The sequence below is a fragment of the Stenotrophomonas sp. 05L413 genome (genome assembly GCF_056397945.1).
This window is the reverse complement of the sequence record NZ_JBFTOL010000004.1, coordinates 64,404-88,703: the sequence shown is the minus strand read 5'-3', so window position 1 is coordinate 88,703 and position 24,300 is coordinate 64,404. Positions and strand designations below refer to the sequence as shown.

The window sequence follows — 24,300 nt, the reverse complement described above, 5'->3', positions numbered from 1 at the left end:
TGTGGACGCGATGCCTTGAGCTGGATCAATCGCCGCGCGCGCGCGCAGGCACCCCCCGCGCCGGATTGCCCACCACGGTCGCGCCTGCGGGCACATCGCGGGTGACCACACTGCCCGCGCCCACCACCGCGTCATCGCCGATGGTGACGCCGGGCAGCACGATCGCGCCGCCCCCGATCCAGACATTGCGCCCGATCCGGACCGGCTTGGCCGACTCCAGGCCTTCCGCCCGTGCCTGCGGATCACGCGGATGGTCGGCGGCATACAGCTGCACTGCCGGACCGATCTGGGTGCCATCGCCGATGCTGACCTCGGCCACGTCCAGGATCACGCAGTTGTAGTTGAGGAACACGCCCTGCCCCAGGCGGATGTTGTAGCCGTAATCGCAGTGGAATGGCGGCCGGATCACCGCACCCTCGCCGACTGCACCGAGCTGCTCGCGCAACAGCGCGCGGCGCACGGCCGGGGTTTCGGCCAGGGCGGCGTTGTAACGGACCATCCACACCTTGGCCGCGGCCATGTCGGCCTGCAACTCGGGATCCCCGGGGCGGTATGGCAGCCCGGACAGCATCTTTTCCTTTTCACTCGGACTCATATGGCCTCCATCAGACAGAGGCCGATGATGCCGGTTGCGTGTTCGACTGTCAGCGCGTGCGGCGACGCGTGCCCAGCAGCGCGACTACCGCGAAGACGATGCCGCTCAGCCAGAACCACAGTGTTGCCTGGCCGATGCACACCCCACTGGGCTGCGGCTGGCAGCGCAGGCGCAGCAGATCGAAGTCGCCACCGTCGGCCAGGCAGGTCTGCGCGTGCTGGAACAGGGCCAGCACCGGCTCGGCCCAGCCTGCCGACCATGTCAGCAGAACCAGTGCAGCAAGCAGATACGGAATTCCCTTGTTCACGAGTGCGCTCCCAGCGGACAGGGGCAGACTCTGGGCGCCGGCCGGGGGAGCGACAAGCGGCACGCGACGAACTGTGTGAAATCCGGGATGAGCCGGGGGCGATCGGGGATGAAGCGAGGCGCCCTGGCCCACCACAACGCGGATAGCGCAGGCATACGCGGCCTGTGCTGCAGCGCACGACGGAGAAGGACACCGCCCATGCCAGTCGATGGCGGCCGCAGCTGGTGCACCGGGCTGGCCCACGATGCGACGGTGTCTGCCGACTTGAATGTGCGGGCGCAGCTGCGCCGTGGCCTGCGCTATGCAGCAGGCCACGCGCCGGACTGCTGATCAGGCGGTACGCACCACGCGTGCGCCCTGGCACAGCGGGTAGCTCGCCAGCAGATCGGCGATGCACGCATACAGGGTGTCGAACGAGGCGCCATACAGATACAGCGCCGTCTCGGTCGGGCCCTGCCACCAGCTGCAGATCTCGCCGTGGCCGTCGATGCGCTCGACGATCTGTTCGAACACATAGTTCGAATCACACTGTTCGTAGACCTCATCGGGCAGATCGGTGCCGTTGAGATACAACGCCAGGCCTTCCGTGACGCCGAACGGCTGATCGGGGGCGCCGCCGCGCTGGATCAGCGAGCCCTTCGGCGCTCCCAGCTGCTCCAGCAGCTCGATCACGCCAGGCAGCGAGGCCGGATCGTTCAACGCGACCTCGATATCGCCGTAGTCCACTTCACCGTCTTCGGTCAGCGCGGTGCCACCGCCGGTGATCTCGCCCAGCTCGGCACTGCCCAGCAGCGCATCCAGCGGATCTTCGAACAGCTCATGGCGATGCTCGGGCTGGAGCTTGGCGTTCAACTTGACGGTGAGGTGCAGCGGCGAATCGGTCATGGCGGGGGCCTGCTCGAAGAGGATGGCGCCATTGTAGTGCCGGCCGCGGGCCAGCTCCCGACAAGGAATGCCGCCCATTGTAGTGCCGGCCGCTGGCCGGCTCCCGACAACGCCGCGGCAGGCAGCTGCCGGCCAGCGGCCGGCACTACTGGATGACGGCCGTCACTCAGAGCACCGTCAGATTGGCATACGCCATCACCAGCCACTTGCTGCCGGCCTCGATGAATTCGACCTGCACGCGGGCGTGCTGGCCGCTGCCTTCGTAGTCGGTGACCATGCCTTCGCCGAACTTGGGATGGTTGACCATCGCACCGAGCTTGAGTGGCGGTGCTTCCAGCGCGGCGTGGCCCATCACCCGGTTGGCGCCCAGCGAGGTGCCGCGCGAGACCTGCACCTTGGGGCGCACTTCGTTCACCAGCTCACGCGGGATCTCGCGCAGGAAGCGCGAGGGCACGTTGTAGTTGTCCTGGCCATGGATACGGCGCGATTCGGCGTAGCAGAGCACCAGCTTCTGGCGCGCGCGGGTGATGCCCACGTACGCCAGGCGACGTTCTTCTTCCAGCCGGCCGCTTTCTTCGAGCGAGCGCGCGCTCGGGAACAGGCCGTCTTCCATGCCGGCCAGAAACACCAGCGGGAACTCCAGGCCTTTGGCGGCATGCAGCGTCATCAGCTGCACGCCTTCTTCGCCGGCCTGGGCCTGGCCTTCGCCGGCCTCCAGCGAGGCGTAGGCGAGGAAGGCGACCAGCTCGCTCATGTCCTGGGTTTCTTCGACGTCATCTTCGCGACGCACGAAGCGCGAGGCCACCGAGACCAGTTCGTCCAGGTTGTCGGCGCGCGATTCCGAATCCAGCGCGTTGCGGCTTTCCTTGGACCAGTGCTCACGCAGGCCCGAGCGCATCAGCACGTGGTCGATGCGTTCGGCCAGGGTCATCGTGTCGGCTTCGGCCTGGAGCTGGTTGACCAGCACCAGGAAGCCGGCCAGCGCGTTGCGTGCACGTGCAGCGAGCGTATTACCCTGGGTGGTCAGCATGGTGGCCTCCCACAGCGAGATCGCGTGGGTACGGGCCAAGCGGCGCACTTCATCCAGGGTGCGGTCGCCGATGCCACGCGTCGGCGTGTTGACCGCGCGCTCGAAGGCAGCGTCATCGTTGCGGTTGGTCATCAACCGCAGGTACGCCAGCGCGTCCTTGATTTCGGCGCGCTCGAAGAAGCGCATGCCGCCGTACACGCGGTACGGCACCTGCTCGGAGAGCAGCGCTTCTTCGAAGGCACGCGACTGTGCATTGCTGCGGTAGAGCACGGCGACGTCGCCGTAGCTGCCACCATCGCGCACCCACTGGCGCGCGCGCTCGACCACGTAACGCGCCTCGTCCATCTCGTTGTAGGCCGCGTACAGATCGATCGGATCACCGTCGCCGCTGTCGGTCCACAACTCCTTGCCGATACGGTCCGGGTTGTGCGCGATCACCGCATTGGCCGCACCGAGGATGTTGGCGGTGGAACGGTAGTTCTGCTCCAGGCGGACGGTCTGCGCACCCGGGAAATCCTTCAGGAAGCGCTGGACGTTCTCGACCTTGGCGCCGCGCCAGCCATAGATGGCCTGGTCGTCATCGCCGACCACGAACACGTGGCCGGTATCGCCGGCCAGCACGCGCACGAAGGCGTACTGGATGGCGTTGGTGTCCTGGAACTCGTCCACCAGGATCTCGCGGAAGCGCGAGCGGTAGTGCGCCAGCAGCGCCGGGTTGTCGCGCAGCAGTTCATGCGCGCGCAGCAGCAGCTCGGCGAAATCGACCAGACCGGCGCGGTCGCAGCGCTCCTGATAGGCGATATACGCCTGGCGCATGGTTTCCAGCCACGCGTCATGCGGCTCGGGCTGGATATGCTGCGGGCGGCGGCCCTCGTCCTTCTGCTCGTTGATCCACCAGGCGATCTGCTTCGGCGGGAACTTGCCGTCATCGATCTCCAGCTGCTGGACCACGCGCTTGACCAGCCGCAGCTGGTCGTCCGAATCCATCACCTGGAAGCTGTCGGGCAGCTTGGCGTCCTGGAAATGCAGGCGCAGCAGGCGATGGGCCAGGCCGTGGAAGGTGCCGATCCAGGCACCGCGGCTGCCCTGCGACAGCTGCAGGTCGATGCGGTGACGCATCTCGCCGGCGGCCTTGTTGGTGAAGGTCACCGCAAAAATGCCATGGGTCGGCACGCCGCAGACTTCATTGAGCCAGGCGATGCGGTGGATAAGCACGCGGGTCTTGCCGGAACCGGCACCGGCAAGCACCAGATGGTGGCCGGGCGGGGCGGACACAGCTTCGCGCTGGGCGGGGTTCAACCCGTCGAGCAAGTGGGAAACATCCATGTCCCCATTTTACCCTCGGGCGGGGCGCTCCGGGCCGTTACCCGGCACCCGGATCGAACGGGTTCAGCCGCGCGCGGCCTGTTCGGCCTGCACGCGCAGTTCCGGGATCGCCAGACTCTCCCACAGGGTGCCGATGCGCAGGCTGCCGACCACCCGGATCGCAGGCTGCGGCTGGCCATGGCCATCGATCAGGGCACCGTCGTCCACGGTGGTCTCCAGCCCAAGGCCGTGCGGGCCCGGGCGGGCATGCCCGTCCGCCAGCAGCTGCTGGATCAGCGGATTGCGCATGGACAGCGCGCGGGTCTCCACCCCGGTGGCGTTGATCACCGCGCCCACGGTCAGGGGCGGCAGGCCACCGTCCGGGCTGCGGCCGTGCAGCTGCAACCCACGTTCCTGCACCAGCAGCGTATCCAGCCGGGCCCGGTGGCGCTGCAGCTGGCCGCTGCGCTCCAGTTCGGCGACCTGGGCATGCACCGATCCGGCGATGCGATGGCGGTGCACGTCCCAATAGCGCACCACGTGACGCAGGAAACGGCGCTGGTCGGCCTCGCCCAGGCTCAGCCACAACGCCTGGCCCATCGGCCGGATGCGGTCCATCACGCTCTGCCAGGGGATGCCCTGTGCCACGGCGGCATCGGCCTGCGCGCGCAGCTCCCGCACGCGCTGGCGCAGCGACATCGGCAGCAGCGGCTGCGGATCGAAGGTGACCGCCGCGCCGTGGGCGTGTGGCAACGGCAGCAGCGCATGGCGCGACAGCACGTAGATGCGCCCGCGGTGACCGGCGGCGGCCAGGGCGACCACACTGTCGGCCATGCTCAGGCCCGAGCCGACGATGGCCAGGTCGTCGTCGCCGGCCAGCACACGCACGCCGTCGTAGTCCCAGGCCTCCACCGCCTGCGCGGGCGGCAGTGCGTCGGCACCGGGTACCGGCAGCGGACGCATGCTGTTACCACAGGCCAACACCACGCGCTGCGCGCGCCACGTCACGTCATCGTCGAGCCGCAGCTGTACGCCGTGGCCGGTCCGCTCCAGCGCGAACACCGGCTGCTCGACCACCTCCAGCACCGCCACGCTGCGCTCGCACGCCTGTTCCAGGCGCTCACGCAGGTAAGCGGCGAAATGGCGGCGCGGCACGAACTGGTCCGCCAGCACCTCGCGCGGTACCTCGGCAATCGCCTGGCTGTCGATCAGGTAATCCAGGAAATCCGCAGGCTGATCGGGCAGCCCGCTCATCTTGCCGGCCGGCACGTTGAGCAGGTGCTCAGGCCAAGGCGTGGCGTAGGCGATGCCTTCGGCCAGCGCCGAAGCCGGCTCGAACAGCACGATGCGTGACGGTCGCGCAGCATGGCGCAGGGCCTGCAGCGCGACGAGGACGCCGGCAGCGCCGCCGCCGACGATGGCCAGATCACACTGGCGGTGGGTATCGGACGCAGTCATGCATCGATTGTAGGCGATGCGCGTGGACCGGCCGTCCACGTGCGTCACAGCGGGCTACATCAACGCATCGGCCAGCCGTGCGATGCCTTCTCGGCTGCGCTTCCACGCCGGCCGCTGGCGCCACGTCGCCAGATCGAGCGGACGGGACTGTTCCAGATAGTCCGCTTCGATCTGCGCCAGCTGGCGCACCATGCCGGCGTCGTAACAGAGCATGCCGATCTCGGCATTGAGCGCGAACGAGCGGATGTCCAGGTTGATCGAGCCGACCAGGGCGATGTCTTCATCGACGGTCAGGTGCTTGGCATGCAGGAAATGCGGTTCGTACAGCGCGATGCGCACGCCGCTGCGCAGCAGCTCATCGTAGTAGGCCTCCTGCGCCCAGGAGGTCAACCGCTGGTTGGTACTGGCCGAGAGGATCAGCTGCACCTGCACGCCGGACAAGGCGGCGATGCGCAGCGCACTCAGGGTCGCCTCATCCGGCACGAAGTACGGCGTGACCAGCACGATGCGCCGGCGCGCCAGATGGATCAGCGCGTTCACCGCATCGCGCGCGTTGCTGAAGGGATACGCCGGGCCACTGGGCAGCAGTTGGGTCGGCACATCGGCCGAGCACACCGGCACCGCGGTGAGCACATCCAGGCGCTGCCCGGTTTCCATGTACCAGTCGCTGGCGAACACCGCTTCCAGGTGCGCCACCACCGGCCCGCGCACGCGCGCGACCAGCTCCTTGTTCGGGAACCCGGCGACAAACTGCGCGCGCGCCAGGTTCTGTGAGCCGATGTAGCCGACGCGGTTGTCGATCACCGCGATCTTGCGGTGGTTGCGCAGGTCCATGCGGCCACTGCGGCGCCAGCGCAGCCCACCGGGCAGCATCGCGCGCACATCTACGCCGAGGGCCTGGAGACGGTGGCGGTAGTGGCGCAGCCCACGCTTGGCGCCGACTGCATCCAGCAGCACGCGGCAGTGCACCCCGCGTGCGGCGGCCCGCTGCAGCGCCTGCACGATGGCCTCGCCGACGGCATCGTCGAACATCAGGTAGTACAGCAGGTGCACACGCTCGCGTGCCTGGTCGATGTCTTCGATCAGGGCCTGCAGCGAGGCGTCGTAATCATTGAGCAGATCCACCGCGTTGCCGTGGATGGGCATGAAATCGCCTTGGCGCTCGATCAGCGGCACGATTTCGGCGGTGGCCGTCTCCGGTGGGGGCGTCCAGCGCAGCGGCGGCTGCAGGGCCTGCTCCTCGCGGATCACCTGGGAGGCCTCGGCCTGGCGCTGCACGCGCTGGCGCGACAGCCACGGGTGGCCGAACAGCAGATACAGCGGCAACCCGAGCAGCGGCACGAAGCCGACCAGCAGCAACCAGCTGCGCGCGGCACCGGGCGTGGTGCGGCTGGGAATCCACAACAGCGCGGCCAGCCGGATCAGCCAATCCAGCATCAACAACCACGAACCCAGCAGCCACTCGAACAGCATCGCGTCGCCCGTCGGGAGGGGAACCGCATTCTGCCATGGGCGGCTGTGCCGCCGGGGTGACCGGTGCAGCCGCTGCGGCCCGGCACCGTGCGTCGCCGGGGCAACAAAAAACCCGCCACGAGGGCGGGTTTTTCGTCGGGAAGCTCAAGAACCCTTGCGGATTACTTGATCTTGCCTTCCTTGTACAGGACGTGCTTGCGCACGACCGGATCGTACTTCAGGAATTCCATCTTCCCGGGGGTGTTCTTCTTGTTCTTGTCCGTCGTGTAGAAGTGGCCAGTGTTGGCCGTCGAAATCAGACGGATCTTATCGCGCTTGCCTGCCATGATCGTTTACTCCTCAGACCTTTTCGCCGCGCGAACGCAGCTCAGCCAGAACGGAGTCGATACCGTTCTTGTCGATGGTGCGCAGGGCATGCGCGGAAACACGAAGCTTGACCCAGCGGTTTTCGCTGGCAACCCAGAAGCGGCGCTCGTGCAGGTTGGGCAGGAAACGACGACGGGTCTTGTTGTTGGCGTGCGAGACGTTGTTACCCGTCTGCACTCGCTTGCCGGAAACTTGGCATACGCGGGACATTGCGCACCTCGATAAAAGTAGTTGTCAGCCCATAGCCCGGGCGACGGCGGCCTCGGCGGTTTCCCGCCACACGTCATGAGAATCAAAGGGTTACGCTGTCGAGGGCGGGCCGGATGACGTGTTCCCGGCCGCCGATCCAAAGGTTTTTGGACACAGCGAGCCGCGCATTATGCCCGCTTGGCCCTGATGGCGCAACCGAGGCCGGCAGGGCCTGCCGGCCCGGTCGCTCATGCCAGAACGGCGCGGCGCGGCCGCCCGGCGGCCGGGGTGCTGGCCGCGATCGGCTCGCCCGAGGCCGGCACCGCCCGTTCACGGCCCCAGGCGCGGATGTTCTCGATCTGCTCCGGTGCGGTCCGCGACAACGGCACCACGTTCTGGAAACTGCGCCGGAACAGCGCATCGGTGACCACGGCATCGCCCTTCAGGTAGGCCTCTTTCACCACCTCACGCACCGCCGATTCCAGGTCCGAGCCGGCAAAGCCCTCGGACAGTTCGACCAGCTCGTCGAGCAGCGCCGGCGCCAGTTCGCGCTGCTGCAGGCCCCGGCGGGCGTAGATGCCGATGATGTCGCGGCGTTCCGGCGCGGTCGGCAGGTCGACGAAGAAGAGCTCGTCGAACCGGCCCCGGCGCAGCAGCTCCGGGGGCAGCTTGGACACATCGTTGGCGGTTGCCACCACGAACACGCGGGTACGGGCTTCCTGCAGCCAGTACAGGAACTGGCCGACCAGACGGGTCGAGGTGCCGCCGTCGCCGCCCCCGGTGGCACCGGCCAGGCCCTTTTCGATCTCGTCGATCCACAGCACGCAGGGCGCCACGTGATCCGCCGTGGCAAGCGCTTCCTTGAGGCGGCCTTCGCTCTGGCCCAGGTACTGGCCGTGGATGGTGGACAGGTCCAGGCGGTACAGCGGCAACTGCCAGTCCTGGGCAATGGCCTTGGCCGACAGCGATTTGCCGCAGCCCGGTACGCCGACCAGCAGCACGCCTCGCGGCGGACGGATGCCGCGCTCGCGCAGATCAGCGGTCAGCAACGGCCGTTCGCGTGCCAGCCAGCTCTTGAGGCCACCCAGGCCACCCACACTCAGATCGCCCCCGCGCACCGGCACGCGCTCGATGCCGGAAATGTCGGCGAAGATGCGGTCCTTGGCGTGCATCAACTCGACCAGATCATTCTTGTCGATACGCCCGTTGACCAGCAGCGTGGCGATGATGTTCTCCGCCTCCAACCGCGAGATGCCGGCCAGGATGGCCGCCGCCTGGCGGATGTCGGCGTCGTCCCACTCGATCTGGAACTGGCTGCGGTACGGATCGATCTGTTCGTGAATGATCGCCGCCATCTCGTCTTCGGTGGGCGGCGACAGCACCAGCGACATCCCCAGGCGCTGCAGCTGGCCGAACACCGGTTTGCTGGTGACCACGACCAGCGAGCCGCCGTGGTCGGCCGCCAGCATCGCCACATCGATCAGTTGCCGCGCCGAGGGCGTGTCGTCCTCCAGGTCGGACACTTCGGTCAACACGAAACTGAGGTTCTGCCGCTGCGCCATCTGCTGGCTGGCGAAGTCGACCGCGCCGATGACCGAGCGGTCTTCGTTGACGATCCGCCCTGTCGCCAGCTCGCGCGTTCCCTGCGAGAGCGTGTGTACATAGAACGGCGCACTCAGCGCACCGGCGACGTCACGCAGGATATCCAGCACCCGCGCGCGTTCGGTGCTGCGGATGGAGATGAAGGGCACGCGCGCTTTCAGGTAGCGGGTCAGCGTGGCATGGAACTCGCGGGTATCGCTCATGGATTCAGATCATCAAGGTTCGCCGGCGGCCCGCTACAGCGGGGCCATCGGCAGGTGAAGCAGACGGGAGTGGCGGCGGCGCGGCAGCATCCAGCGCGGCCGGCCGGTAGTGGCACAGGCTGTTGTAGCGCACCGCGCGCAGGGTGCGGTCGCAGCGCAGCGTGCGTGCGTTGGCTTCCAGGTCGGCCTGCATCCTGGCGGTGATGCGGACCAGTTCATCGCGCAGGAACGCGCGCAGCGATTCAGGCAGCGTCGCCAGCGAGGCCAGCTGATGCAGCACGCTGAAATGCCGACGCGCGTCCAGCAGCGCGCGCACCAGGGTCACTTCATCGGCCCGATCCCCCAGATCGCGCTGCAGACGAGCGCTGCATTGCTTCAGCCGCAGGTCGAGCAGCGTGGTCACCCGGTCGGTGAACAACTGCGCCACGCCGGGGGTCCAGTCCAGCCGCCCGGCTGCCATGGCCGCGAGCGCCTCGGCTTCGCGACCCCCTTCGCTGAACGCATCCAGGACCTGGCTCCATTCGGCATAGGTGCGCGGAACCGGCAGTGTCATCCGTGCGAGGCGCGTTTGCGGCGTACGAAACCGGTCTTCGGCAGCAGGTCCCAGCCAGGCAGGGCACCGGCAAGCGCATCCGGGGCGGCAACGGTGATTGGCGGCGCGGCCACCGCGGCGTTGTTCAGCGGCGGTGGAAGGGCGTCCTGGGCGGGCAGCGGCGGCGGCACGGCGGAAGCATCGAGCAGGGAACGGGTCATGGTCGGGCCTCAGCGGTGGCGGCAAGAATGCGGCGGGTAGTGTCATGACCGCCAAGGGTGAACTGCTCGGGCGTGATCGACTCCAGCAACGCGGTCAACTCGGCAGACTGGGCATCGCGCGCGGCGAGATCACGCCGCACTTCCACGACTTCGGCCATGCAGGCCTTGAGCGCGTTCTGCAGTTGCTCACGCTGGCGCGCGAAGTCGGCACGGACCGTTTCACGGGTCTTTTCCAGATTCTTGTAGGCCATGCCGACCCAGAGCAGCATCAGCGCGGCGATCACCATGCCGATGACGTTGCCAATGGTCATCACCAGCAGCAGGACACCCAGCACCAGGACAGCCCAGTGCTGGAAGCGCAGCTTCACGCCGGCCAGCGCCTGGGCCAGCCCGGTGTCAACGTGCGCATTGAGCGAGGTCTCCAATTCAACCTGGTTGCTGCCATCGCGGGTGCTGCCCTGCCAGGCATCCAGCGTGACCTCCACCTCGGTCGGGATCGCCTGGCGGATGCTGGCAGTGAGATCGTGGTGCGCTTCCAGAATCCAGCTGCGCGACTGGGCGGTGGCAAAGCGCTGGGTGGCGCGCGAAGCCTGCGAGGTTTCCGGGTGCATCGCGGCGTTGGTGAGCAACTGGGTGAAGCTGATGCGGTGCTCGAGTGCCGGGTCCTGCAGCTGGAAGCGACGGTCGGCCGCGGGGCGGTCACCGTTCTCATCGATGATCAGCTTGCACAGGGCTTCATCGCGCCGCAGCGGCAGCTCTTCGGCATCGAAGTGCGAGACCAGCTTGGTCAGCAGCGCATCCACATCCGCCGCCAGCCCGGCCGTGGCACGTACATCGCCGCTGAACACACTCTGGAAATGCCGGGTGACGGCCGCGTGGGTCGCCGTGGCATTGAGCGAGTCCTGCAGGGCCGGCCAGGTCGGGCTGAAGCGCTGCAGGTGCGGGTAGCGGGCGCTGTCGTCGCCATTGGGGGTCTTGGAGCGCAGCGCGTCGATCCACTGGCTGCGCTGGGCCTCCACGAAGCCGGCCCGCTGGGCCAGTTCTTCGATCCATTCATTGGTGCGGGCCACACAGATGCGGGCGGTCTCCACCCCGAACACACCGCCGGCGATCGCGTCGATCAGCACCACGGTCTGGCGGTCCAGTTCCACCGGGTTCTGCATGCCCAGATAACGGTCCATCCACTGCTGGGCGGCCGACAGGCGACCCGCGCGGCGGCTGACGAGAGAGAACAGCAGGCTGGTTTTCTCGTCATCGCGACGGATGGCCTCGGCCAGCGCACGCTGCGCCAGATCCTGCTGGTCATTGAGCCACGCGGCCAGCGCCACCAGTGCCGGGGCCAGCCAGTAGCCGGGCGCCGCCAGCATGAGGTTCTCACTGGCGGCACGGATGGTGTCCTGCCGGACCAGGCTGATGTCGGCCGCCTGCAGGATGCCGGTGGTCTGGCGGCGGACCTCGGCGTAGTGGCCGAACCGGTTTTCCAGCTCCTGGCGGATCTTCACCTGCCGGGTTTCGGCCAGCGACAGTTCCTTGGCTTTCAGGTCCGCCGCGACGAAATCCATGAACGCTTTTTCCAGGCGCGCCAGTTCGCTGCGGGTGGCACCCACATCGCTCTGGATCGCGTGGGCCTGGGTATGCAAAGCGTCCAGATCCTGCCCCAGCGAGCGCAGGCTGCTGTTGATGGCGGACAGGTCCGCCATATGGATGATGCGTTGTGTGCTCATGTCGTTCCTTCGATGACGGCGGTCTGGCCGGAGTCGCTGACGGTGACCATCCGGTTCGCGTACACCTCGATGAAGGCGTAGGACGGATGCAGGGCCAGCGCGCGTGCCCGTTCGAGCGTTAGCGGCAGGGTGTGGCCGATCTTGAAGTGCTCGATGATCTGCCCGGTCATGTCCAGTGTATGGACCTCATAGGGATGACCCAGCATGCAACGGCTGACGATGCCGAGCAGGCGATCCTCCAGGGCGATCTCGCCGAGCTCCGCGGCGACCAGCTGCTTCAGCGCCGCCAATGCGTCGCGATCGTGCACGTGACCGCCGACATCGACCCTGGTCATGGCCTGCACGTACGCGGGCGATCGCTTCTGCCGGAGGCGGCTGTCGAGCGAGGCCGCACCCAGCGTGGTGGTGCGTGCCTGAGAGCGCGTGGCGACAGACAGGCCCGCGGTAGCGGCCTCCTTGCCAAACAACAGATTGCGAGCCATTCCCTGCTTCCTGCGACACCGCGAGCGCGGTCGTTCCGAGGCGGAAAGTAGCAGAGATGCCGTGCCGTTCCAATGCGATGCGCGCGTGAACGATGCGGTCGTCACCGGTGCCTGCGCTAGGCTGGGCACCTGAGAAGGACAGCCCGCATGAAGATCCCCGCAATGACCTGGCGTGCCGTCTTCCCGAAGTACCGCCCATGAAGCTGCTCGCCCTGACCTACGGCACCGAAGGCGACACCCGCCCGCTGGTGATGCTCTGCCATGGATTGATCGCCGCGGGCCATGAGGTGCTGCTGCTGGCCGAGCGCGGCACGCTGGGCAGCGCGCGCGAGCTGGGCGTCCCGCATGCCGCGCTGGAAGGCGACATCCATGACGAGGTGGTGGCGCTGGTCTCGCGCGGTAACGCCCGTCTCGCCGCCTCGCGGGGTCTGGCGCGGATGGCGCAACGGCACGTGCCCGGCTGGATGCGTCAGGCCGATGCCGCTGCCGCCGGATGCGATGCCGTGCTGACCGGCGGGCTGGCCGCTTTCGTCGGCCTGACCGTGGCCGAGCACCACGGGCTGCCGGTGATCGGCACCGGGATGATCCCGCTGACCCCAACGGCCAGCTTCCCCTCCCCGTTCCTGCCCCGGCTGCGCTTGCCGGGGGGGCTCAACCGGCTCAGCTACACCCTGGTCAACCACGCGGTGTGGCGTACCTTCCGCCGCCCGATCAACGCGGCCCGCAAGGCACTGGGGATGCCGAGGCGCGCCTCCCCCTGGCGGGATCTGCCGATGCTGTACGGCATCTCGCCCAGGCTGCTGCCACCGCCGCCGGACTGGCCGGACAACCACCAGATCTGCGGCCAGTGGCGCGCACCCGAGCGTGGCTGGAAGCCGCCGCCGGATCTGCAGGCCTTCCTGGAGGCCGGCCCCGCCCCGGTCTACCTCGGCTTCGGCAGCATGACCGGCTTTGATCGCGACCAGGTGCTACCCGCGCTGCTGGCGGCCTTGGCGCCGCGGCGGATGCTGCTGTTCCCCGGCTGGGCCGGGCTGCCCAGTGCTCCCCTGCCGCCCAACGTGTTCGTGATCGGGCCGACCCCGCACGAGGCGTTGTTCCCGCGCTGCGCGCTGATCATCCATCACGGCGGCAGCGGCACCACGCATTCGGCCTGCCGTGCCGGTGTGCCGTCGCTGGTGATGCCGTTCGCCGCCGACCAGTTCTTCTGGGCAGATCGGCTGCACGTGCTGGGCGTGGCACCGGCAGCACTGTCGCCGAAGCGGTTGGACGCCACCCGGCTGGCCAGTGCCATTGCCGTTGCCGAGCGGGCCGACACGCGCTCGCGTGCCGTCGCGCTTGGCCGGGCGATGACGGTCGAAGACGGCGTGGCCGTTGGCGTCGCGGCGATCGAGGCGTATCTGTCACCTCGATGACCGCGACCATGGCGTGCACGGCGGATGGCGTGCCGCCTGCGGGTTCACCCGACCAACGGTCGGGCAGCGCCCGACGACCCGGTGCTACCCAGCGACCGGTGCGGCGGCGTCCTTCCGGTGCAGCCACCGGTACAGCACCGGCAGCACCAGCAGGGTCAGCAACGTCGACGAGACGATGCCGCCGATCACCACGGTGGCCAGCGGACGCTGCACCTCCGAGCCGGCGCCGACGTTGAAGGCCATCGGCACGAAGCCGAGCGAGGCCACCAGCGCGGTCATCAGCACCGGGCGCAGCCGGCCCAGGGCACCGTCGCGCACCGCCTGCGGCAACGGCATGCCGTGCTCGCGCAGGCTGCGCACGAAGCTGATCATCACCAGACCGTTGAGCACCGCCACACCGGACAGCGCGATGAAGCCCACGCCGGCCGAGATCGACAGCGGAATGCCCCGCAGGGCCAGCGCGAGTACGCCGCCGGTGAGCGCCAGCGGCACGCCACTGAACACGATGGCCGCATCCTTGACCGAGCCGAACGCCCAGAACAGCAGTGCGAAAATGATCGCCAGCGTCACCGGCACCACGATCGACAGGCGCTGGCTGGCCGAGATCAGCTGCTCGAAGCTGCCGCCGTACTCGATCCAGTAGCCGTTGGGCACCTGCACATCGCGCCCGATCGTCTGCTGCAGCTCGCCGACGAACCCGCCGAGGTCGCGGTCGCGCACGTTGGCGGTGACCACGATCCGGCGCTTGCCGTTCTCACGGTTGATCTGGTTCGGCCCTTCGCTGTTGCTCAAGGTCGCCAGCTCACGCAACGGCACCGTGCGTGCACTGCCACTGGTCCAGCTGCCTGCTCTGCTGGATTCATCGGCCGCATCCGCAAGCGCGGGTTCCAGCGACACCGGCAGGTCCGCCAGTGCGGCCGGATCCTGGCGCAGTGCTTCAGGCAGGCGCACCACGATGTCGAAACGACGGTCGCCTTCGAACAACTGCCCTGCCACCTGGCCGCCCACCGCGGTGGCCACGGTGGACTGCACCTGCCCTGGATTCAACCCATAACCGGCCAACGCGGTGCGATTCGGCGTGACGGTCAGCAGCGGCAGGCCGCTGGTTTCCTCCACCCGCACGTCGGCCGCGCCCGGCACCGTGCCGGCCACCGCCGCGATCCGCTTGCCGACCGACAGCAGCGTGTCCAGATCGTCGCCGAACAGCATCACCGCCACGTCGGCACGCACGCCGGAGATCAACTCGTTGGTGCGCATCTGGATCGGCTGGGTGAACTCGTAGTTGTTGCCGGGGAGCTGCTCGACCGCCTCCTCCAGCTCGGCCAGCAGTGCCGCACGCGATTTGCGTGGATCCGGCCAGGCCTTGCGCGGTTTCATCATGATGAAGGTATCAGCGACCGATGGCGGCATCGGGTCGGAGGCGACCTCCGGCGTGCCGATCTTGGAGAACACCTTGTCCACCTCGGCGAACTGCACCAGCCGGTTCTCGATCTGCTTCTGCATCTCGATGGACTGGGTCAGGCTGGTCCCGGGGATGCGCATGGCGTGCATGGCGACATCGCCTTCGTCCAGGTTCGGCACGAACTCACTGCCCAGCCGCGTGGCCAGCAGTCCACAACCGATCACCAGCACCAGCGCACCGGCGACCATCCAGCGGCCGCGCCGCAGGGCAAAGGCCAGCATCGGTTCATAGCGCCGGCGCACCCAGGCCATCAGGCGGTTTTCCTTCTCCTGCACGCGGCCGCCGAGGAACAGCGCGATCGCGGCGGGTACGAAGGTCAGTGCCAGCACCATCGCACCGGTCAGGGCCAGCACCACGGTGATCGCCATCGGGTGGAACATTTTTCCTTCCACGCCGGTGAGCGCGAAGATCGGCAGGTACACCGCGGTGATGATGCCCAGCCCGAACAGGCTCGGGCGGATCACCTCGGCGGTGGCGCTGGCGGTTTCGGCGAAACGTTCATCGCGGGTCATGTCGCGGCCGAGCGCGTGCTGGCGTTCGCCGAAGCGGCGCAGGCAGTTCTCGATGATGATCACCGCCCCATCGACGATCAGACCGAAATCCAGCGCACCCAGGCTCATCAGGTTGGCCGAGACGCCGCCACGGGCCATGCCGGTCAGCGTGAACAGCATCGCCAGCGGAATCACCGCGGCCGTGATCAACGCCGCGCGGAAATTGCCGAGCAGCAGGAACAGCACCACGATCACCAGCAAGGCGCCTTCGATCAGGTTCTTGGCGACCGTTGCGATGGTGCGGTCGACCAGCGCGGTGCGGTCGTAGCTGGCGGTGACGGTGACGCCCTCCGGCAGGCTGGCCTGCGCCTGCTGCAGACGCGCCGCCGCGGCCTGGGCGACGTCGCGGCTGTTGGCCCCGATCAGCATCACCACGGTGCCCATCACCACTTCATGGCCGTTCTGGGTGGCCGCACCACTGCGCAGCTCCGGTCCGTCCTGCACCTGGGCGACGTCGTGCACGTGGATCGGCACGCCTTCGCGGCGGGCCAGCACGATGTTGCCGATCTCCTCCAGGTTGGCGACCTGGCCGGGAATGCGCACCAGGAACTGCTGGCCGTTGCGTTCGATGTAGCCGGCGCCGACGTTCTGGTTGTTGGTCTCCACCGCCTGCGCCACGTCCTCCAACGTGAAGCCCAGCGCGCGCAGCCGCGCCGGATCCGGGGTGATGTGCACCTGACGCTGGAAGCCACCGATGGTGTTGACCTCGGTCACGCCGGGCACGTTGCGCAGCTGCGGCCGGATCACCCAGTCCTGCAGGGTGCGCAGGTCGGTGGCGGTGTACGCCGTGCCATCGGCCTTGCGTGCCTTGGGATCGGCATCGATGGTGTACATGAAGATCTCGCCGAGACCGGTCGAGATCGGTCCCAGCTGCGGATCCAGGCCGTCGGGAATCTGCGATTTGACCTGCTGCAGGCGTTCGGCGACCTGCTGGCGGGCGAAGTAGATGTCGGTGCCGTCCTTGAAGACCACGGTCACCTGAGAGAGCCCGTAGCGCGACAGCGAGCGTGCCTGCTCCATCGCCGGCAGGCCGGCCATCACCGTCTCCACCGGGTAGGTGATGCGCTGTTCGGTTTCCAGCGGCGAGTAGCCGGGGGCCGCGGTATTGATCTGCACCTGGACGTTGGTGATGTCCGGGGTGGCGTCGATTGGGAGCTGGGTGAAACTCCAGCTGCCGATGACGATCAGCACCAACGTCAGGGCCATCATCAACCAGCGATGGGCGATGGCGGCGCGGATGATGCGCTCAAGCATGGTGGCGCCCTCCGGATGCGGGGCGCGGCAGCACGTCAATGTTCATGCGATGCCCCCGCCTTGCCGATGTCGGCCTTGACCACGTAGCTCTGCTCGACCACGACGTCTTCGCCGACGGTCAGGCCGCTGAGTACTTCGACCCTGCCCGCATCGCGCGCCCCCAGGGTCACCGCACGCGCGGTGTAGGTATCTCCTTCGCGCACGAACACCACGTCCTTGCCATCCATCGTCTGCAACGCGCTCAGCGGCACCACCTGTGCGGCCGGCGTGGTGGCCACCACGATGCGCGCCTTGACCGCGGCGCCGGGCCGCCATTGGCCGTCATCGTTGCGCAGCGTGGCGCGGGCGACCGTGCTCTGGCTGGCGGTGGCGGTGCCGGGCAGCACGCGTTCCAGCGTGGTGGCCTGGCTCACGCCGTCGGTCATGCGTGACACAGTGACCGGCACGCCGGCGGTGATGTGCTGGGTGTCGTTGCCGAAGATATGCAGGTCGACCCACAGCGTGGACAGATCGCCGATCTCGAACAACGGCGTGCCCTCGCCCGCCACCCCACCCACCTGCGCCTGACGCGCGAGCACCACGCCACCGATCGGTGCGGTCACGGTGTAGGTGGTCAGGCTCAGGTTGCTCTCGATGCTGGCCAGCACCTGGCCGGCGCGCACGCGGTCGCCGACATTGGCGCGCAGCGAACGGATCGGGCCGGGGAAGCGCGCCATCACCTGCGCGACGCGGCCATCGACCGGGGTCAACAGGCCCTGCACGTCGTGCTCGTCGGCAATGGTGCCGGCGACGACAGGTGCCACGCGGATGCCCGCCTGCTCGGCCATGGCCGCGGTGATGGTGGTGCTTTCCGGTGCCTCGTGATCGTCATGATCATCGTCATGCCCGGCCTCGCCATGGCCGGCGTCCGTCGCGGCCGCCTCGGCCGGCGCCGCAGCGGGGTCACTGCTGCCGCAGCCGGTGAGCGCCATCAGCGCGATCAACAGGCTGGCGGCCAGCGCGGTACGGATCTGGAAAAGGGTCATCGGCGGTCCTCCGTGGACACGGTGTCGGTTGCGGCGACCATGCTCTGGCCGGTCAGGCGCTGGAGTTCGATCAGGGCGGTCTGTGCGGCGATGGCCGCCTCACGCTGGCGCTGGCGTGCGTCGATCCGCATCGCCTGCAGCTGCGCCCATTCCATGTAACTGATCGCGCCGGCACGCCAGGCCTTCTCGGCAGCGTTCTCGGCACGCTGCAGCTGCGGCAGCACGTCGCGCGCCATGCGGGTGACTTCCAGCCGCGAGGTCAGGTAGCGGCCGTGCGCTTCAGCGAGGGTGGCGTACAGCTGCAGCGCGCGCGCGTCGCGCTCGACGCTGTTGAGTGCCAGTTCGGCCTCGGCCGCGCGGATCTCCGGGTCGGCACGGCGCACGCTGCCCAGCGGCAGGCTGAAACCGGCCACCAGGGAGGTGTCGCGGGTATCGCGGCTGTTGCGCACGCCCACCTGCCAGCTGACATCGGGCCGTGCCTGGGTGCGGGCCAGCTGCACCTGCGCTTCGCGGATGCGGCGCTCACCGGCCAGCACCGCCAGTTCCGGAGTGCGCTGCAGTTCCTCGGCGAGCACGGCGAAGTCCTGCAGCGCGGGCAGCTGCATCGGATCGCCGGTGACCACGTCGAAACCGGGCTCGCGCTGGCGCCACAACGCCGACAGCGACGCACGTGCGGACTGATCCATCTGCCGGGCGCGATCGCGGTCCAGTTCGGCCTGGGCCAACATCGCCTGCGCGGTCAGCAGCACCGATTCGGGCGAGGCGCCGGCCTGCAGGCGCAGCCGCGCGGCGGCGACAGCGCGCCTGCGCTGCTCGATATCGGTCTCGGCAATGCGCAGCTGCTGGCGCGCGTCGGTCACTGCCAGGTAGCGGCGGGCGACCTCGGCCATCAGGTCCAGGCGCGCGGTTTCGCGCTGCGGGGCCAGGCTGTCCAGGTTGGCCTGGGCCACGGCGCGGCGGGCATCCCGCTTGCCACCGCGTTCCAGCACGCCGGCCAGGGTGACGGTGACTTCGGCGGCATCGAAGCCGCGGGTGTCACCGCTGCCGAGTGCGTTCTCCAGCTCCACGCCCACGGTCAAAGGGGGCGACAGGCCGGCCGCGTCACGGCGGGCTTCCCACACCGGGCGCTGGGCCTGCGCCAGGCGCAGATCGGGGTGGTACTGGGCGACGCGCGCGATGGCGTCGTCGAGGGTCAACGGTGCAGCAGGTGTCGTGCCCTGTGCGTACACGCACGGCACGAACGCAATGGCAGCCAAGGCTGCCAGACGCATCCACATGGGAGTCTCCAGAAAGCGATCAGAGGGCAAACGGCGGCACGCGGCCGCAGGGCATCAGATCGCTATCGGAGGACGCAGCAGGTTCTCGGGCGGTTGGGTGCGCAGTTGCGCGATCAACCCGGCAGGGACCCCATGGCTGGGGGGCGCCGGCAGACTCCAGGCCATCGCGGCCATCGGCAGCACGCCGCCATGGCCATGGCAGTGGCCGCAATGCACCAGGGCATGCAGCCAGTCTTCGTTGCCGTCGTCGTCGCTGGATGCAGCGCCGGCCGTGTCATCGGCCGTGCCGTGCAGCTCGCTGCTGTCTGCGTGCACGGTCAGGTGGATATCGGCCAGGGCCGAGGCCAGCGAGCTGCCGAACACGCCCACACCGACCACCACCAGCATCAGCAGGCGGAGCAGCAGGGACGGACGCGGGCGGGCACGACGGAACATGGCCCGCAGGGTAGCCGGGCGTGAAGCCGTTACACAATCGCAGCCCGGCCGCTTGGTTCACGTTGGCCGGGGCCGGCGCGATGGCCGGCTCCGCGCACCTCAGCTGGCGGCGGCCTTGCGCTGGGCGATGAAGGCCTGGATCTGCGCCTCCAGCACCGGCAACGGCACCGAGCCCTGGCTGAGCACGGCGTCGTGGAAGGCCTTGACGTCGAAGCGGTCGCCCAGCTCCTGCTCGGCCTGCGCGCGCAGGCGCACGATCGCGATCTCACCGAGCTTGTAGCTCAGCGCCTGACCCGGCCAGGAAATGTAGCGATCCACTTCGGTGGTCACTTCGTGCTCGCTCAGCGCGGTGTGGTCGCGCAGGTAGGACAGCGCCTGCTCGCGGGTCCAGCCCTTGTGGTGCACGCCGGTATCGATCACCAGGCGCGCGGCGCGCCACATCTCGTAGGTGAGGCGGCCGAAATCCTCGTACGGCGTTTCGTAGATGCCCATCTCCACGCCGAGCTTCTCGCAGTACAGGCCCCAGCCTTCGCCATAGGCGGAGATGTAGTTGTTGCGGCGGAACGCGGGCTGCTCGCCCTGCTCTGCCGCCAGCGCGCCCTGCAGGGCATGGCCCGGATCGGACTCATGCAGGGTCAGCGCGGGAAGGTTGTACAGCGGCCGCGCCGGCAGGTTGTAGGTGTTGAGCCAGTAGGTGCCCATGCCACCGCGGCCGGCGGTCCAGAACGGGGCGATGTCCGGCGGCACCGGCACGATGGTGAAGCGCGCACGCGGCAGCGTCATGTACTTGCCGATCACGCCATCCACGCGCTTGGAGATCCATGCCGCCCGGTGCAACAGCTCGTCCGGGGTCTTGGCGTAGAACTGCGGATCGGTACGCAGGAAGGTCAGGAACTCGGCGAAGCTGCCCTTGAACTCGACCTGCTGGATGATGCCGTTCATCTCGGCCTGGATGCGTGCGACTTCCTTCAGCCCGATCTCGTGGATCTGCTGCGGGGTCAGGTCCAGCGTGGTGTATTCGTGAATCTGCTGCTTGTAGTACGCCTTGCCGCCCGGCATCGCCTCGGCGGCCAGGGTGGTGCGCGCCTGCGGCACGTACTCGCTGACGAAGAAGGTGCGCAGCTTGGCGAACGCCGGCACCACGCTGCCGCCGATGGCCTGGCGGGCCTGTTCCTGCAGCTGTGCCTGCTCGGCGGCCGGGATGCTGGCCGGCAGCTTCTTGAACGGGGCGTACAGCGGCGACTGGGTCGGGTCCTTCAGTTCGGACACGGTGGCGATGGACACCTCGCGGCCATCGAGCACCGCACGCGGCACGCTGAAACCGCGCTTGAGGCCGGCACGCATGTTCTCGGTCTGCTGCTCGAAGTAGCGCGGCACATCGTTCAGGCGTGCGATGTAGTTGCGGTAGTCCTGCGCGGTCTTCATCTCGCGCCGGGCCATGAAGGACAGGTTGGACCAGAACGAGGAGTCCGCGTTGAACGGCATTTCGTAGGCGCGCAGGCGCACCTCGGCAGCCAGGTTGAACACCTGGTCGCGGTAGATCGCGTAGTTGATGCGGTTCTCGGCCGAGAGCGCCTGGGTGTCGAGCTTGTCCAGCTGGGCCAGGACGTCGTCCCAGACCTTCAACCGGCCCTGCTGCGCGGCGGCGCCGACATCGGGCATGCGGGTGGCATTGGCCGGGCCGTCACCGTCTTCGCTGGCTTCACCGCCGCCGGCTTCGCGCCAGGCCCATTCCTTCTCGTAGATCGCGCGGAACTGCGCATCGGCAGGGCTTTCAGTGGCCAGGCTGGCCGGGGCGGCAGCCGGGGCAGCCGGAGGAGCAGCCAGGGCAGCGCCGGCGGGAAGGGCCAGGGCGAGCAGCAGCGCAGCAACGAGCGGTGATTTCACGGTCAAGGGTTCCCGAGGGACGGCAAACCCCGATCATGGCACCAAGCCGGCGGGCGGTGCATGGATCAAAGGTCCTGCCCGACCCTAGTGCGTCGCCTTGTCCCGCTTCCACCCACGGTGCGCGATATCCAGCTTCAGGCTGTACAACGCGGTGAAGGCCGGGAACAGATTCTGCAGCACGCCCACCGAGTCCTGCTTGGCCGAGAACAGGAAGTAGCTCAGCGTCATCAGGCTGCCGACCACGCTCATGTACCAGAACAGGCGCGGGATCACCGGCTTGCCGGCGCGGCGCGAGGCCACGAACTGGACCAGCCAGCGGCCGCCGAACATCAGCGCGCCGGTGTAGCCGATCAGCTTCCAGCCGGTCACATGCAGGCCGGTCCAGTACAGCCAGGTGAGCGGCTGATCGAGCCAGTGCAGTTCCATCAGCGTTCTTCCACGACGGTGCGCTTGCTGCGCGTGATCAGCCAGGCCACCCCGCGCAGATCACGGATGCCGACCAGGGCACGGCCGAGGTTGTTGTACTTGGAGACCCCGGCGGTGCGGTGCCGGTGATTGACCGGCACGCTGGTGGTCTTCCAGCCGGCCCGCTGCATCAGCGCCGGCAGGTAGCGGTGCATGTGGTCGAAGTACGGCAACTCCAGGAACGCAGCGCGCTCGAACAGCTTGATGCCGCAGCCGGTATCGGGGGTATCGTCGCGCAGCATGCGCGCGCGGATCGCGTTGGCCCACTTGCTGGCCCAGCGCTTGCTGCCCGAATCCTGGCGATTCACCCGCCACCCGGCGAACAGTTTGACCTCGGTGGCGGCCGCGGCACGGGCCGCAAGCAGCTTGGGGATGTCGGCCGGGTCGTTCTGGCCGTCACCATCCAGGGTGGCGATCCACGGCGCGCGCGCGTGCTTGACGCCGTTGCGTACCGCGGTGCTCTGCCCGCTCTGGGTGACGTGGTGCAGCACCCGCAGCTCCGGCGTGGTGGCCTTCAGGGCCTGCAGCACCGCCAGGGTGTCGTCGCGCGAGTGGTCGTCGATATAGACGATTTCAAAATCGACCTGCCCGCGCAGTGCGGTGGTGATCTCGTGGATCAGGGGCGTGACGTTGTCGCGTTCATTGAAGACCGGGACGACGACCGACAACTGGGGTTGGCTCATGGTCGGGCTCTGCGAATGGCCAGGATCGAAAAAGAGCGCGCATTTTCCGCACCCGAGGTTATCCGAAGATGAATCGGCGCGTGTGTGTCAGGCGTGATCGCCGAAATACTCGCGGCACCAGGCCACCACCGGCGGCAGACCGCGCTCGATCGGCATCGCCGGTTCATAGCCGAAAGCGTCATGCGCACGCGTGGTATCGGCCATGGTGCGGACCATGTCGCCGGGCTGCATCGGCTTGTAGACCTTCTGCGCCGGGCGTCCGGCCGCCGCCTCGATGACGCCGATGAAGTGCTCCAGCTCGATCGGCGTGTGGTTGCCGAGGTTGAACACCCGGTGCGGCACCGTTTCGCTGGACGGATGCGCCAGCGCGCCGAGGATGCCATCCACGATGTCGGAGACATGTGTGAAGTCGCGCTGCATTTTTCCGTCGTTGAACACGTCGATCGGCCGCCCGGCCAGGACCGCGCGCGAGAACAGCAGCGGTGCCATGTCCGGGCGGCCCCACGGGCCGTACACGGTGAAGAAGCGCAGGCCGGTGGCGTGCAGGCCATACAGCTGGGCATAGGTGTAGGCCATCAGCTCGTTGGCGGCCTTGGTCGCGGCGTACAGCGAGCGCGGCTTGTCGATGCGCTGGTCTTCGGAAAACGGCGGGGTCGCCGAATCGCCGTACACCGAGCTGCTCGAGGCGTACACCAGATGGGTCACGCCGCGATGGCGGCACAGTTCCAGCATGTTGACGAAGCCGGTCAGGTTGCTGTCGACGTAGGCATGCGGGTTTTCCAGCGAATAGCGCACGCCGGCCTGTGCGGCCAGGTGGATGACGCGGGTCGGCTGGACCTCGTCGAACAGCGCGGCCAGGCCGTCGCGGTCGGTCAGGTCGAGCACGCGGATGTCCGCCTCCGGGCACAGCGCAGCCACGCGATCGCGCTTGATCTGCGGATCGTAGTAATCGTTGTAGTTGTCCAGGCCGACGACGCGCTCACCGCGCTCAAGCAGGGCCTTGCAGGTGTTGGCGCCGATGAAACCGGCGGCGCCGGTCACGAGAATCGTCATGGGGTCTGTCCGTCATGCAGCCACGTATCAATACAGTGTTTTGCCGGGACGCACGCGTGGCGATCCGCGCATCCCGGTGGCCCGCCTCACCAGAGGCTGAGCGGCGCTTCCTTGGCCAGGGTGGCCTTGCGTTCCTTGCTGAAATCCCACCACGGCCGCGGCGCCTCGCCCTGCATGAAACGCAGCACCGACAGAAATACATCGATCACACAGGGGTCGTGCATCACCCCGGTGCGCAGACACAGCTGCGCGTACATGTCGTAGGCATCGCGACCGCGCAGATGCGCTGGCACGCGGATGCCGATCAGACGGAGATCTTTCTCACAGGCCGGCCCGACATTCGGCAGGTCGGTCAGACGCAACAGATGGTTGCGGTCGACCTTGGTGGGGTTCATTGGTTGGGGGAAATCCTCTGACGCCTGCG

At 68.0% G+C, this 24,300-nt stretch carries 24 protein-coding genes; 2 read left to right on the top strand and 22 right to left on the bottom strand.

Going from position 1 to position 24,300, the window contains the following annotated elements; genetic code table 11:
• Window positions 1-25: 25 nt before the first annotated feature.
• Complete coding sequence (locus AC1DIQ_RS09670; protein WP_478049933.1) at window positions 26-595, bottom strand: sugar O-acetyltransferase; 570 nt, start codon at window positions 593-595, stop codon at window positions 26-28.
• A 49-nt stretch (window positions 596-644) separates the two neighbouring features.
• On the bottom strand, window positions 645-902 hold the full coding sequence (locus AC1DIQ_RS09665; protein ID WP_259261949.1) for a hypothetical protein: 258 nt from the start codon (window positions 900-902) through the stop codon (window positions 645-647).
• Between the two features lie 198 nt (window positions 903-1,100).
• Here AC1DIQ_RS09665 and AC1DIQ_RS09660 point away from each other — a divergent pair, with 198 nt between their 5' ends.
• Complete coding sequence (locus AC1DIQ_RS09660) at window positions 1,101-1,232, top strand: hypothetical protein (protein WP_282264095.1); 132 nt, start codon at window positions 1,101-1,103, stop codon at window positions 1,230-1,232.
• Here AC1DIQ_RS09660 and AC1DIQ_RS09655 read toward each other — a convergent pair whose 3' ends face one another.
• The 11 genes from AC1DIQ_RS09655 to AC1DIQ_RS09605 form a co-directional block, all read right to left on the bottom strand.
• Window positions 1,233-1,787, bottom strand: coding sequence for a hypothetical protein (locus AC1DIQ_RS09655; RefSeq protein ID WP_478049932.1), 555 nt, complete (start codon window positions 1,785-1,787; stop codon window positions 1,233-1,235).
• A 166-nt stretch (window positions 1,788-1,953) separates the two neighbouring features.
• Entirely contained in the window at window positions 1,954-4,143 is a 2,190-nt protein-coding gene (uvrD, locus tag AC1DIQ_RS09650) for a DNA helicase II (RefSeq protein WP_152152082.1), read from the bottom strand.
• A gap of 63 nt (window positions 4,144-4,206) precedes the next feature.
• Window positions 4,207-5,598, bottom strand: coding sequence for an FAD/NAD(P)-binding protein (locus AC1DIQ_RS09645; protein WP_121041341.1), 1,392 nt, complete (start codon window positions 5,596-5,598; stop codon window positions 4,207-4,209).
• A gap of 36 nt (window positions 5,599-5,634) precedes the next feature.
• The gene (gene cls / locus AC1DIQ_RS09640) at window positions 5,635-7,053 is read right to left on the bottom strand and encodes a cardiolipin synthase (RefSeq protein ID WP_121040927.1); all 1,419 of its coding nucleotides are present in this window, start codon (window positions 7,051-7,053) and stop codon (window positions 5,635-5,637) included.
• Window positions 7,054-7,214: 161 nt separating this feature from the next.
• Entirely contained in the window at window positions 7,215-7,382 is a 168-nt protein-coding gene (rpmG, locus tag AC1DIQ_RS09635) for a 50S ribosomal protein L33 (RefSeq protein WP_172407465.1), read from the bottom strand.
• A gap of 10 nt (window positions 7,383-7,392) precedes the next feature.
• Window positions 7,393-7,629 (bottom strand): 50S ribosomal protein L28, encoded by a 237-nt coding sequence (gene rpmB / locus AC1DIQ_RS09630; RefSeq protein ID WP_019185625.1) that lies wholly within the window; start codon window positions 7,627-7,629, stop codon window positions 7,393-7,395.
• Between the two features lie 227 nt (window positions 7,630-7,856).
• Window positions 7,857-9,413: an AAA family ATPase gene (locus AC1DIQ_RS09625; protein ID WP_121040929.1), complete on the bottom strand. Its 1,557-nt coding sequence runs from the start codon at window positions 9,411-9,413 to the stop codon at window positions 7,857-7,859.
• A gap of 4 nt (window positions 9,414-9,417) precedes the next feature.
• Window positions 9,418-9,966: a hypothetical protein gene (locus AC1DIQ_RS09620; protein WP_121040931.1), complete on the bottom strand. Its 549-nt coding sequence runs from the start codon at window positions 9,964-9,966 to the stop codon at window positions 9,418-9,420.
• Window positions 9,963-10,166, bottom strand: a complete 204-nt coding sequence (locus AC1DIQ_RS09615; RefSeq protein WP_121040933.1) for a hypothetical protein — start codon at window positions 10,164-10,166, stop codon at window positions 9,963-9,965. The genes AC1DIQ_RS09620 and AC1DIQ_RS09615 overlap by 4 nt, the downstream gene beginning before the upstream one ends.
• Window positions 10,163-11,890, bottom strand: a complete 1,728-nt coding sequence (locus AC1DIQ_RS09610) for a hypothetical protein (RefSeq protein ID WP_478049931.1) — start codon at window positions 11,888-11,890, stop codon at window positions 10,163-10,165. The genes AC1DIQ_RS09615 and AC1DIQ_RS09610 overlap by 4 nt, the downstream gene beginning before the upstream one ends.
• Window positions 11,887-12,372, bottom strand: a complete 486-nt coding sequence (locus tag AC1DIQ_RS09605) for a hypothetical protein (RefSeq protein WP_121040937.1) — start codon at window positions 12,370-12,372, stop codon at window positions 11,887-11,889. Before AC1DIQ_RS09605 ends, AC1DIQ_RS09610 begins: the two co-directional genes overlap by 4 nt.
• Before the next feature lie 197 nt (window positions 12,373-12,569).
• Here AC1DIQ_RS09605 and AC1DIQ_RS09600 point away from each other — a divergent pair, with 197 nt between their 5' ends.
• Window positions 12,570-13,784 carry a glycosyltransferase gene (locus AC1DIQ_RS09600; RefSeq protein WP_478049930.1) on the top strand — a complete coding sequence of 405 codons (1,215 nt, stop codon included), beginning with the start codon at window positions 12,570-12,572 and terminating at the stop codon, window positions 13,782-13,784.
• Window positions 13,785-13,868: 84 nt separating this feature from the next.
• Here the strand turns inward: AC1DIQ_RS09600 and AC1DIQ_RS09595 are convergent, their stop codons facing one another.
• The 9 genes from AC1DIQ_RS09595 to AC1DIQ_RS09555 all read right to left on the bottom strand — a co-directional run bounded on the left by AC1DIQ_RS09595 (window position 13,869) and on the right by AC1DIQ_RS09555 (window position 24,271).
• Window positions 13,869-17,051: an efflux RND transporter permease subunit gene (locus AC1DIQ_RS09595; protein ID WP_478049929.1), complete on the bottom strand. Its 3,183-nt coding sequence runs from the start codon at window positions 17,049-17,051 to the stop codon at window positions 13,869-13,871.
• Between the two features lie 35 nt (window positions 17,052-17,086).
• Window positions 17,087-18,076: an efflux RND transporter periplasmic adaptor subunit gene (locus AC1DIQ_RS09590; RefSeq protein ID WP_478049928.1), complete on the bottom strand. Its 990-nt coding sequence runs from the start codon at window positions 18,074-18,076 to the stop codon at window positions 17,087-17,089.
• Window positions 18,073-19,353 (bottom strand): TolC family protein, encoded by a 1,281-nt coding sequence (locus tag AC1DIQ_RS09585; RefSeq protein ID WP_478049927.1) that lies wholly within the window; start codon window positions 19,351-19,353, stop codon window positions 18,073-18,075. Before AC1DIQ_RS09585 ends, AC1DIQ_RS09590 begins: the two co-directional genes overlap by 4 nt.
• 54 nt (window positions 19,354-19,407) lie before the next feature.
• Window positions 19,408-19,788, bottom strand: a complete 381-nt coding sequence (locus tag AC1DIQ_RS09580) for a DUF2946 family protein (protein WP_282262218.1) — start codon at window positions 19,786-19,788, stop codon at window positions 19,408-19,410.
• A gap of 99 nt (window positions 19,789-19,887) precedes the next feature.
• The gene (locus AC1DIQ_RS09575; protein WP_282262220.1) at window positions 19,888-21,675 is read right to left on the bottom strand and encodes a DUF885 domain-containing protein; all 1,788 of its coding nucleotides are present in this window, start codon (window positions 21,673-21,675) and stop codon (window positions 19,888-19,890) included.
• Window positions 21,676-21,759: 84 nt separating this feature from the next.
• Window positions 21,760-22,101 (bottom strand): lipid-A-disaccharide synthase N-terminal domain-containing protein, encoded by a 342-nt coding sequence (locus tag AC1DIQ_RS09570; RefSeq protein ID WP_121040949.1) that lies wholly within the window; start codon window positions 22,099-22,101, stop codon window positions 21,760-21,762.
• Window positions 22,101-22,823 carry a glycosyltransferase family 2 protein gene (locus AC1DIQ_RS09565; protein ID WP_152152068.1) on the bottom strand — a complete coding sequence of 241 codons (723 nt, stop codon included), beginning with the start codon at window positions 22,821-22,823 and terminating at the stop codon, window positions 22,101-22,103. Before AC1DIQ_RS09565 ends, AC1DIQ_RS09570 begins: the two co-directional genes overlap by 1 nt.
• Window positions 22,824-22,910: 87 nt before the next feature.
• A complete protein-coding gene (locus AC1DIQ_RS09560; protein ID WP_282262225.1) occupies window positions 22,911-23,876 on the bottom strand; it encodes an SDR family NAD(P)-dependent oxidoreductase in 966 nt (321 codons plus the stop codon).
• 86 nt (window positions 23,877-23,962) lie between these two features.
• Window positions 23,963-24,271 (bottom strand): helix-hairpin-helix domain-containing protein, encoded by a 309-nt coding sequence (locus AC1DIQ_RS09555; protein ID WP_019185615.1) that lies wholly within the window; start codon window positions 24,269-24,271, stop codon window positions 23,963-23,965.
• Window positions 24,272-24,300 lie beyond the last annotated feature (29 nt).

Bases quoted from the DNA above. Each gene is read 5' to 3' on its own strand.
- AC1DIQ_RS09670 (WP_478049933.1), bottom strand. From the start codon at position 595: ATGAGTCCGAGTGAAAAGGAAAAGATGCTGTCCGGGCTGCCATACCGC.
- AC1DIQ_RS09660 (WP_282264095.1), top strand. From the start codon at position 1,101: ATGCCAGTCGATGGCGGCCGCAGCTGGTGCACCGGGCTGGCCCACGAT.
- AC1DIQ_RS09655 (WP_478049932.1), bottom strand. From the start codon at position 1,787: ATGACCGATTCGCCGCTGCACCTCACCGTCAAGTTGAACGCCAAGCTC.
- uvrD (WP_152152082.1), bottom strand. From the start codon at position 4,143: ATGGATGTTTCCCACTTGCTCGACGGGTTGAACCCCGCCCAGCGCGAA.
- cls (WP_121040927.1), bottom strand. From the start codon at position 7,053: ATGCTGTTCGAGTGGCTGCTGGGTTCGTGGTTGTTGATGCTGGATTGG.
- rpmB (WP_019185625.1), bottom strand. From the start codon at position 7,629: ATGTCCCGCGTATGCCAAGTTTCCGGCAAGCGAGTGCAGACGGGTAAC.
- AC1DIQ_RS09625 (WP_121040929.1), bottom strand. From the start codon at position 9,413: ATGAGCGATACCCGCGAGTTCCATGCCACGCTGACCCGCTACCTGAAA.
- AC1DIQ_RS09620 (WP_121040931.1), bottom strand. From the start codon at position 9,966: ATGACACTGCCGGTTCCGCGCACCTATGCCGAATGGAGCCAGGTCCTG.
- AC1DIQ_RS09615 (WP_121040933.1), bottom strand. From the start codon at position 10,166: ATGACCCGTTCCCTGCTCGATGCTTCCGCCGTGCCGCCGCCGCTGCCC.
- AC1DIQ_RS09610 (WP_478049931.1), bottom strand. From the start codon at position 11,890: ATGAGCACACAACGCATCATCCATATGGCGGACCTGTCCGCCATCAAC.
- AC1DIQ_RS09605 (WP_121040937.1), bottom strand. From the start codon at position 12,372: ATGGCTCGCAATCTGTTGTTTGGCAAGGAGGCCGCTACCGCGGGCCTG.
- AC1DIQ_RS09600 (WP_478049930.1), top strand. From the start codon at position 12,570: ATGAAGCTGCTCGCCCTGACCTACGGCACCGAAGGCGACACCCGCCCG.
- AC1DIQ_RS09595 (WP_478049929.1), bottom strand. From the start codon at position 17,051: ATGCTTGAGCGCATCATCCGCGCCGCCATCGCCCATCGCTGGTTGATG.
- AC1DIQ_RS09590 (WP_478049928.1), bottom strand. From the start codon at position 18,076: ATGACCCTTTTCCAGATCCGTACCGCGCTGGCCGCCAGCCTGTTGATC.
- AC1DIQ_RS09585 (WP_478049927.1), bottom strand. From the start codon at position 19,353: ATGTGGATGCGTCTGGCAGCCTTGGCTGCCATTGCGTTCGTGCCGTGC.
- AC1DIQ_RS09580 (WP_282262218.1), bottom strand. From the start codon at position 19,788: ATGTTCCGTCGTGCCCGCCCGCGTCCGTCCCTGCTGCTCCGCCTGCTG.
- AC1DIQ_RS09570 (WP_121040949.1), bottom strand. From the start codon at position 22,101: ATGGAACTGCACTGGCTCGATCAGCCGCTCACCTGGCTGTACTGGACC.
- AC1DIQ_RS09565 (WP_152152068.1), bottom strand. From the start codon at position 22,823: ATGAGCCAACCCCAGTTGTCGGTCGTCGTCCCGGTCTTCAATGAACGC.
- AC1DIQ_RS09560 (WP_282262225.1), bottom strand. From the start codon at position 23,876: ATGACGATTCTCGTGACCGGCGCCGCCGGTTTCATCGGCGCCAACACC.
- AC1DIQ_RS09555 (WP_019185615.1), bottom strand. From the start codon at position 24,271: ATGAACCCCACCAAGGTCGACCGCAACCATCTGTTGCGTCTGACCGAC.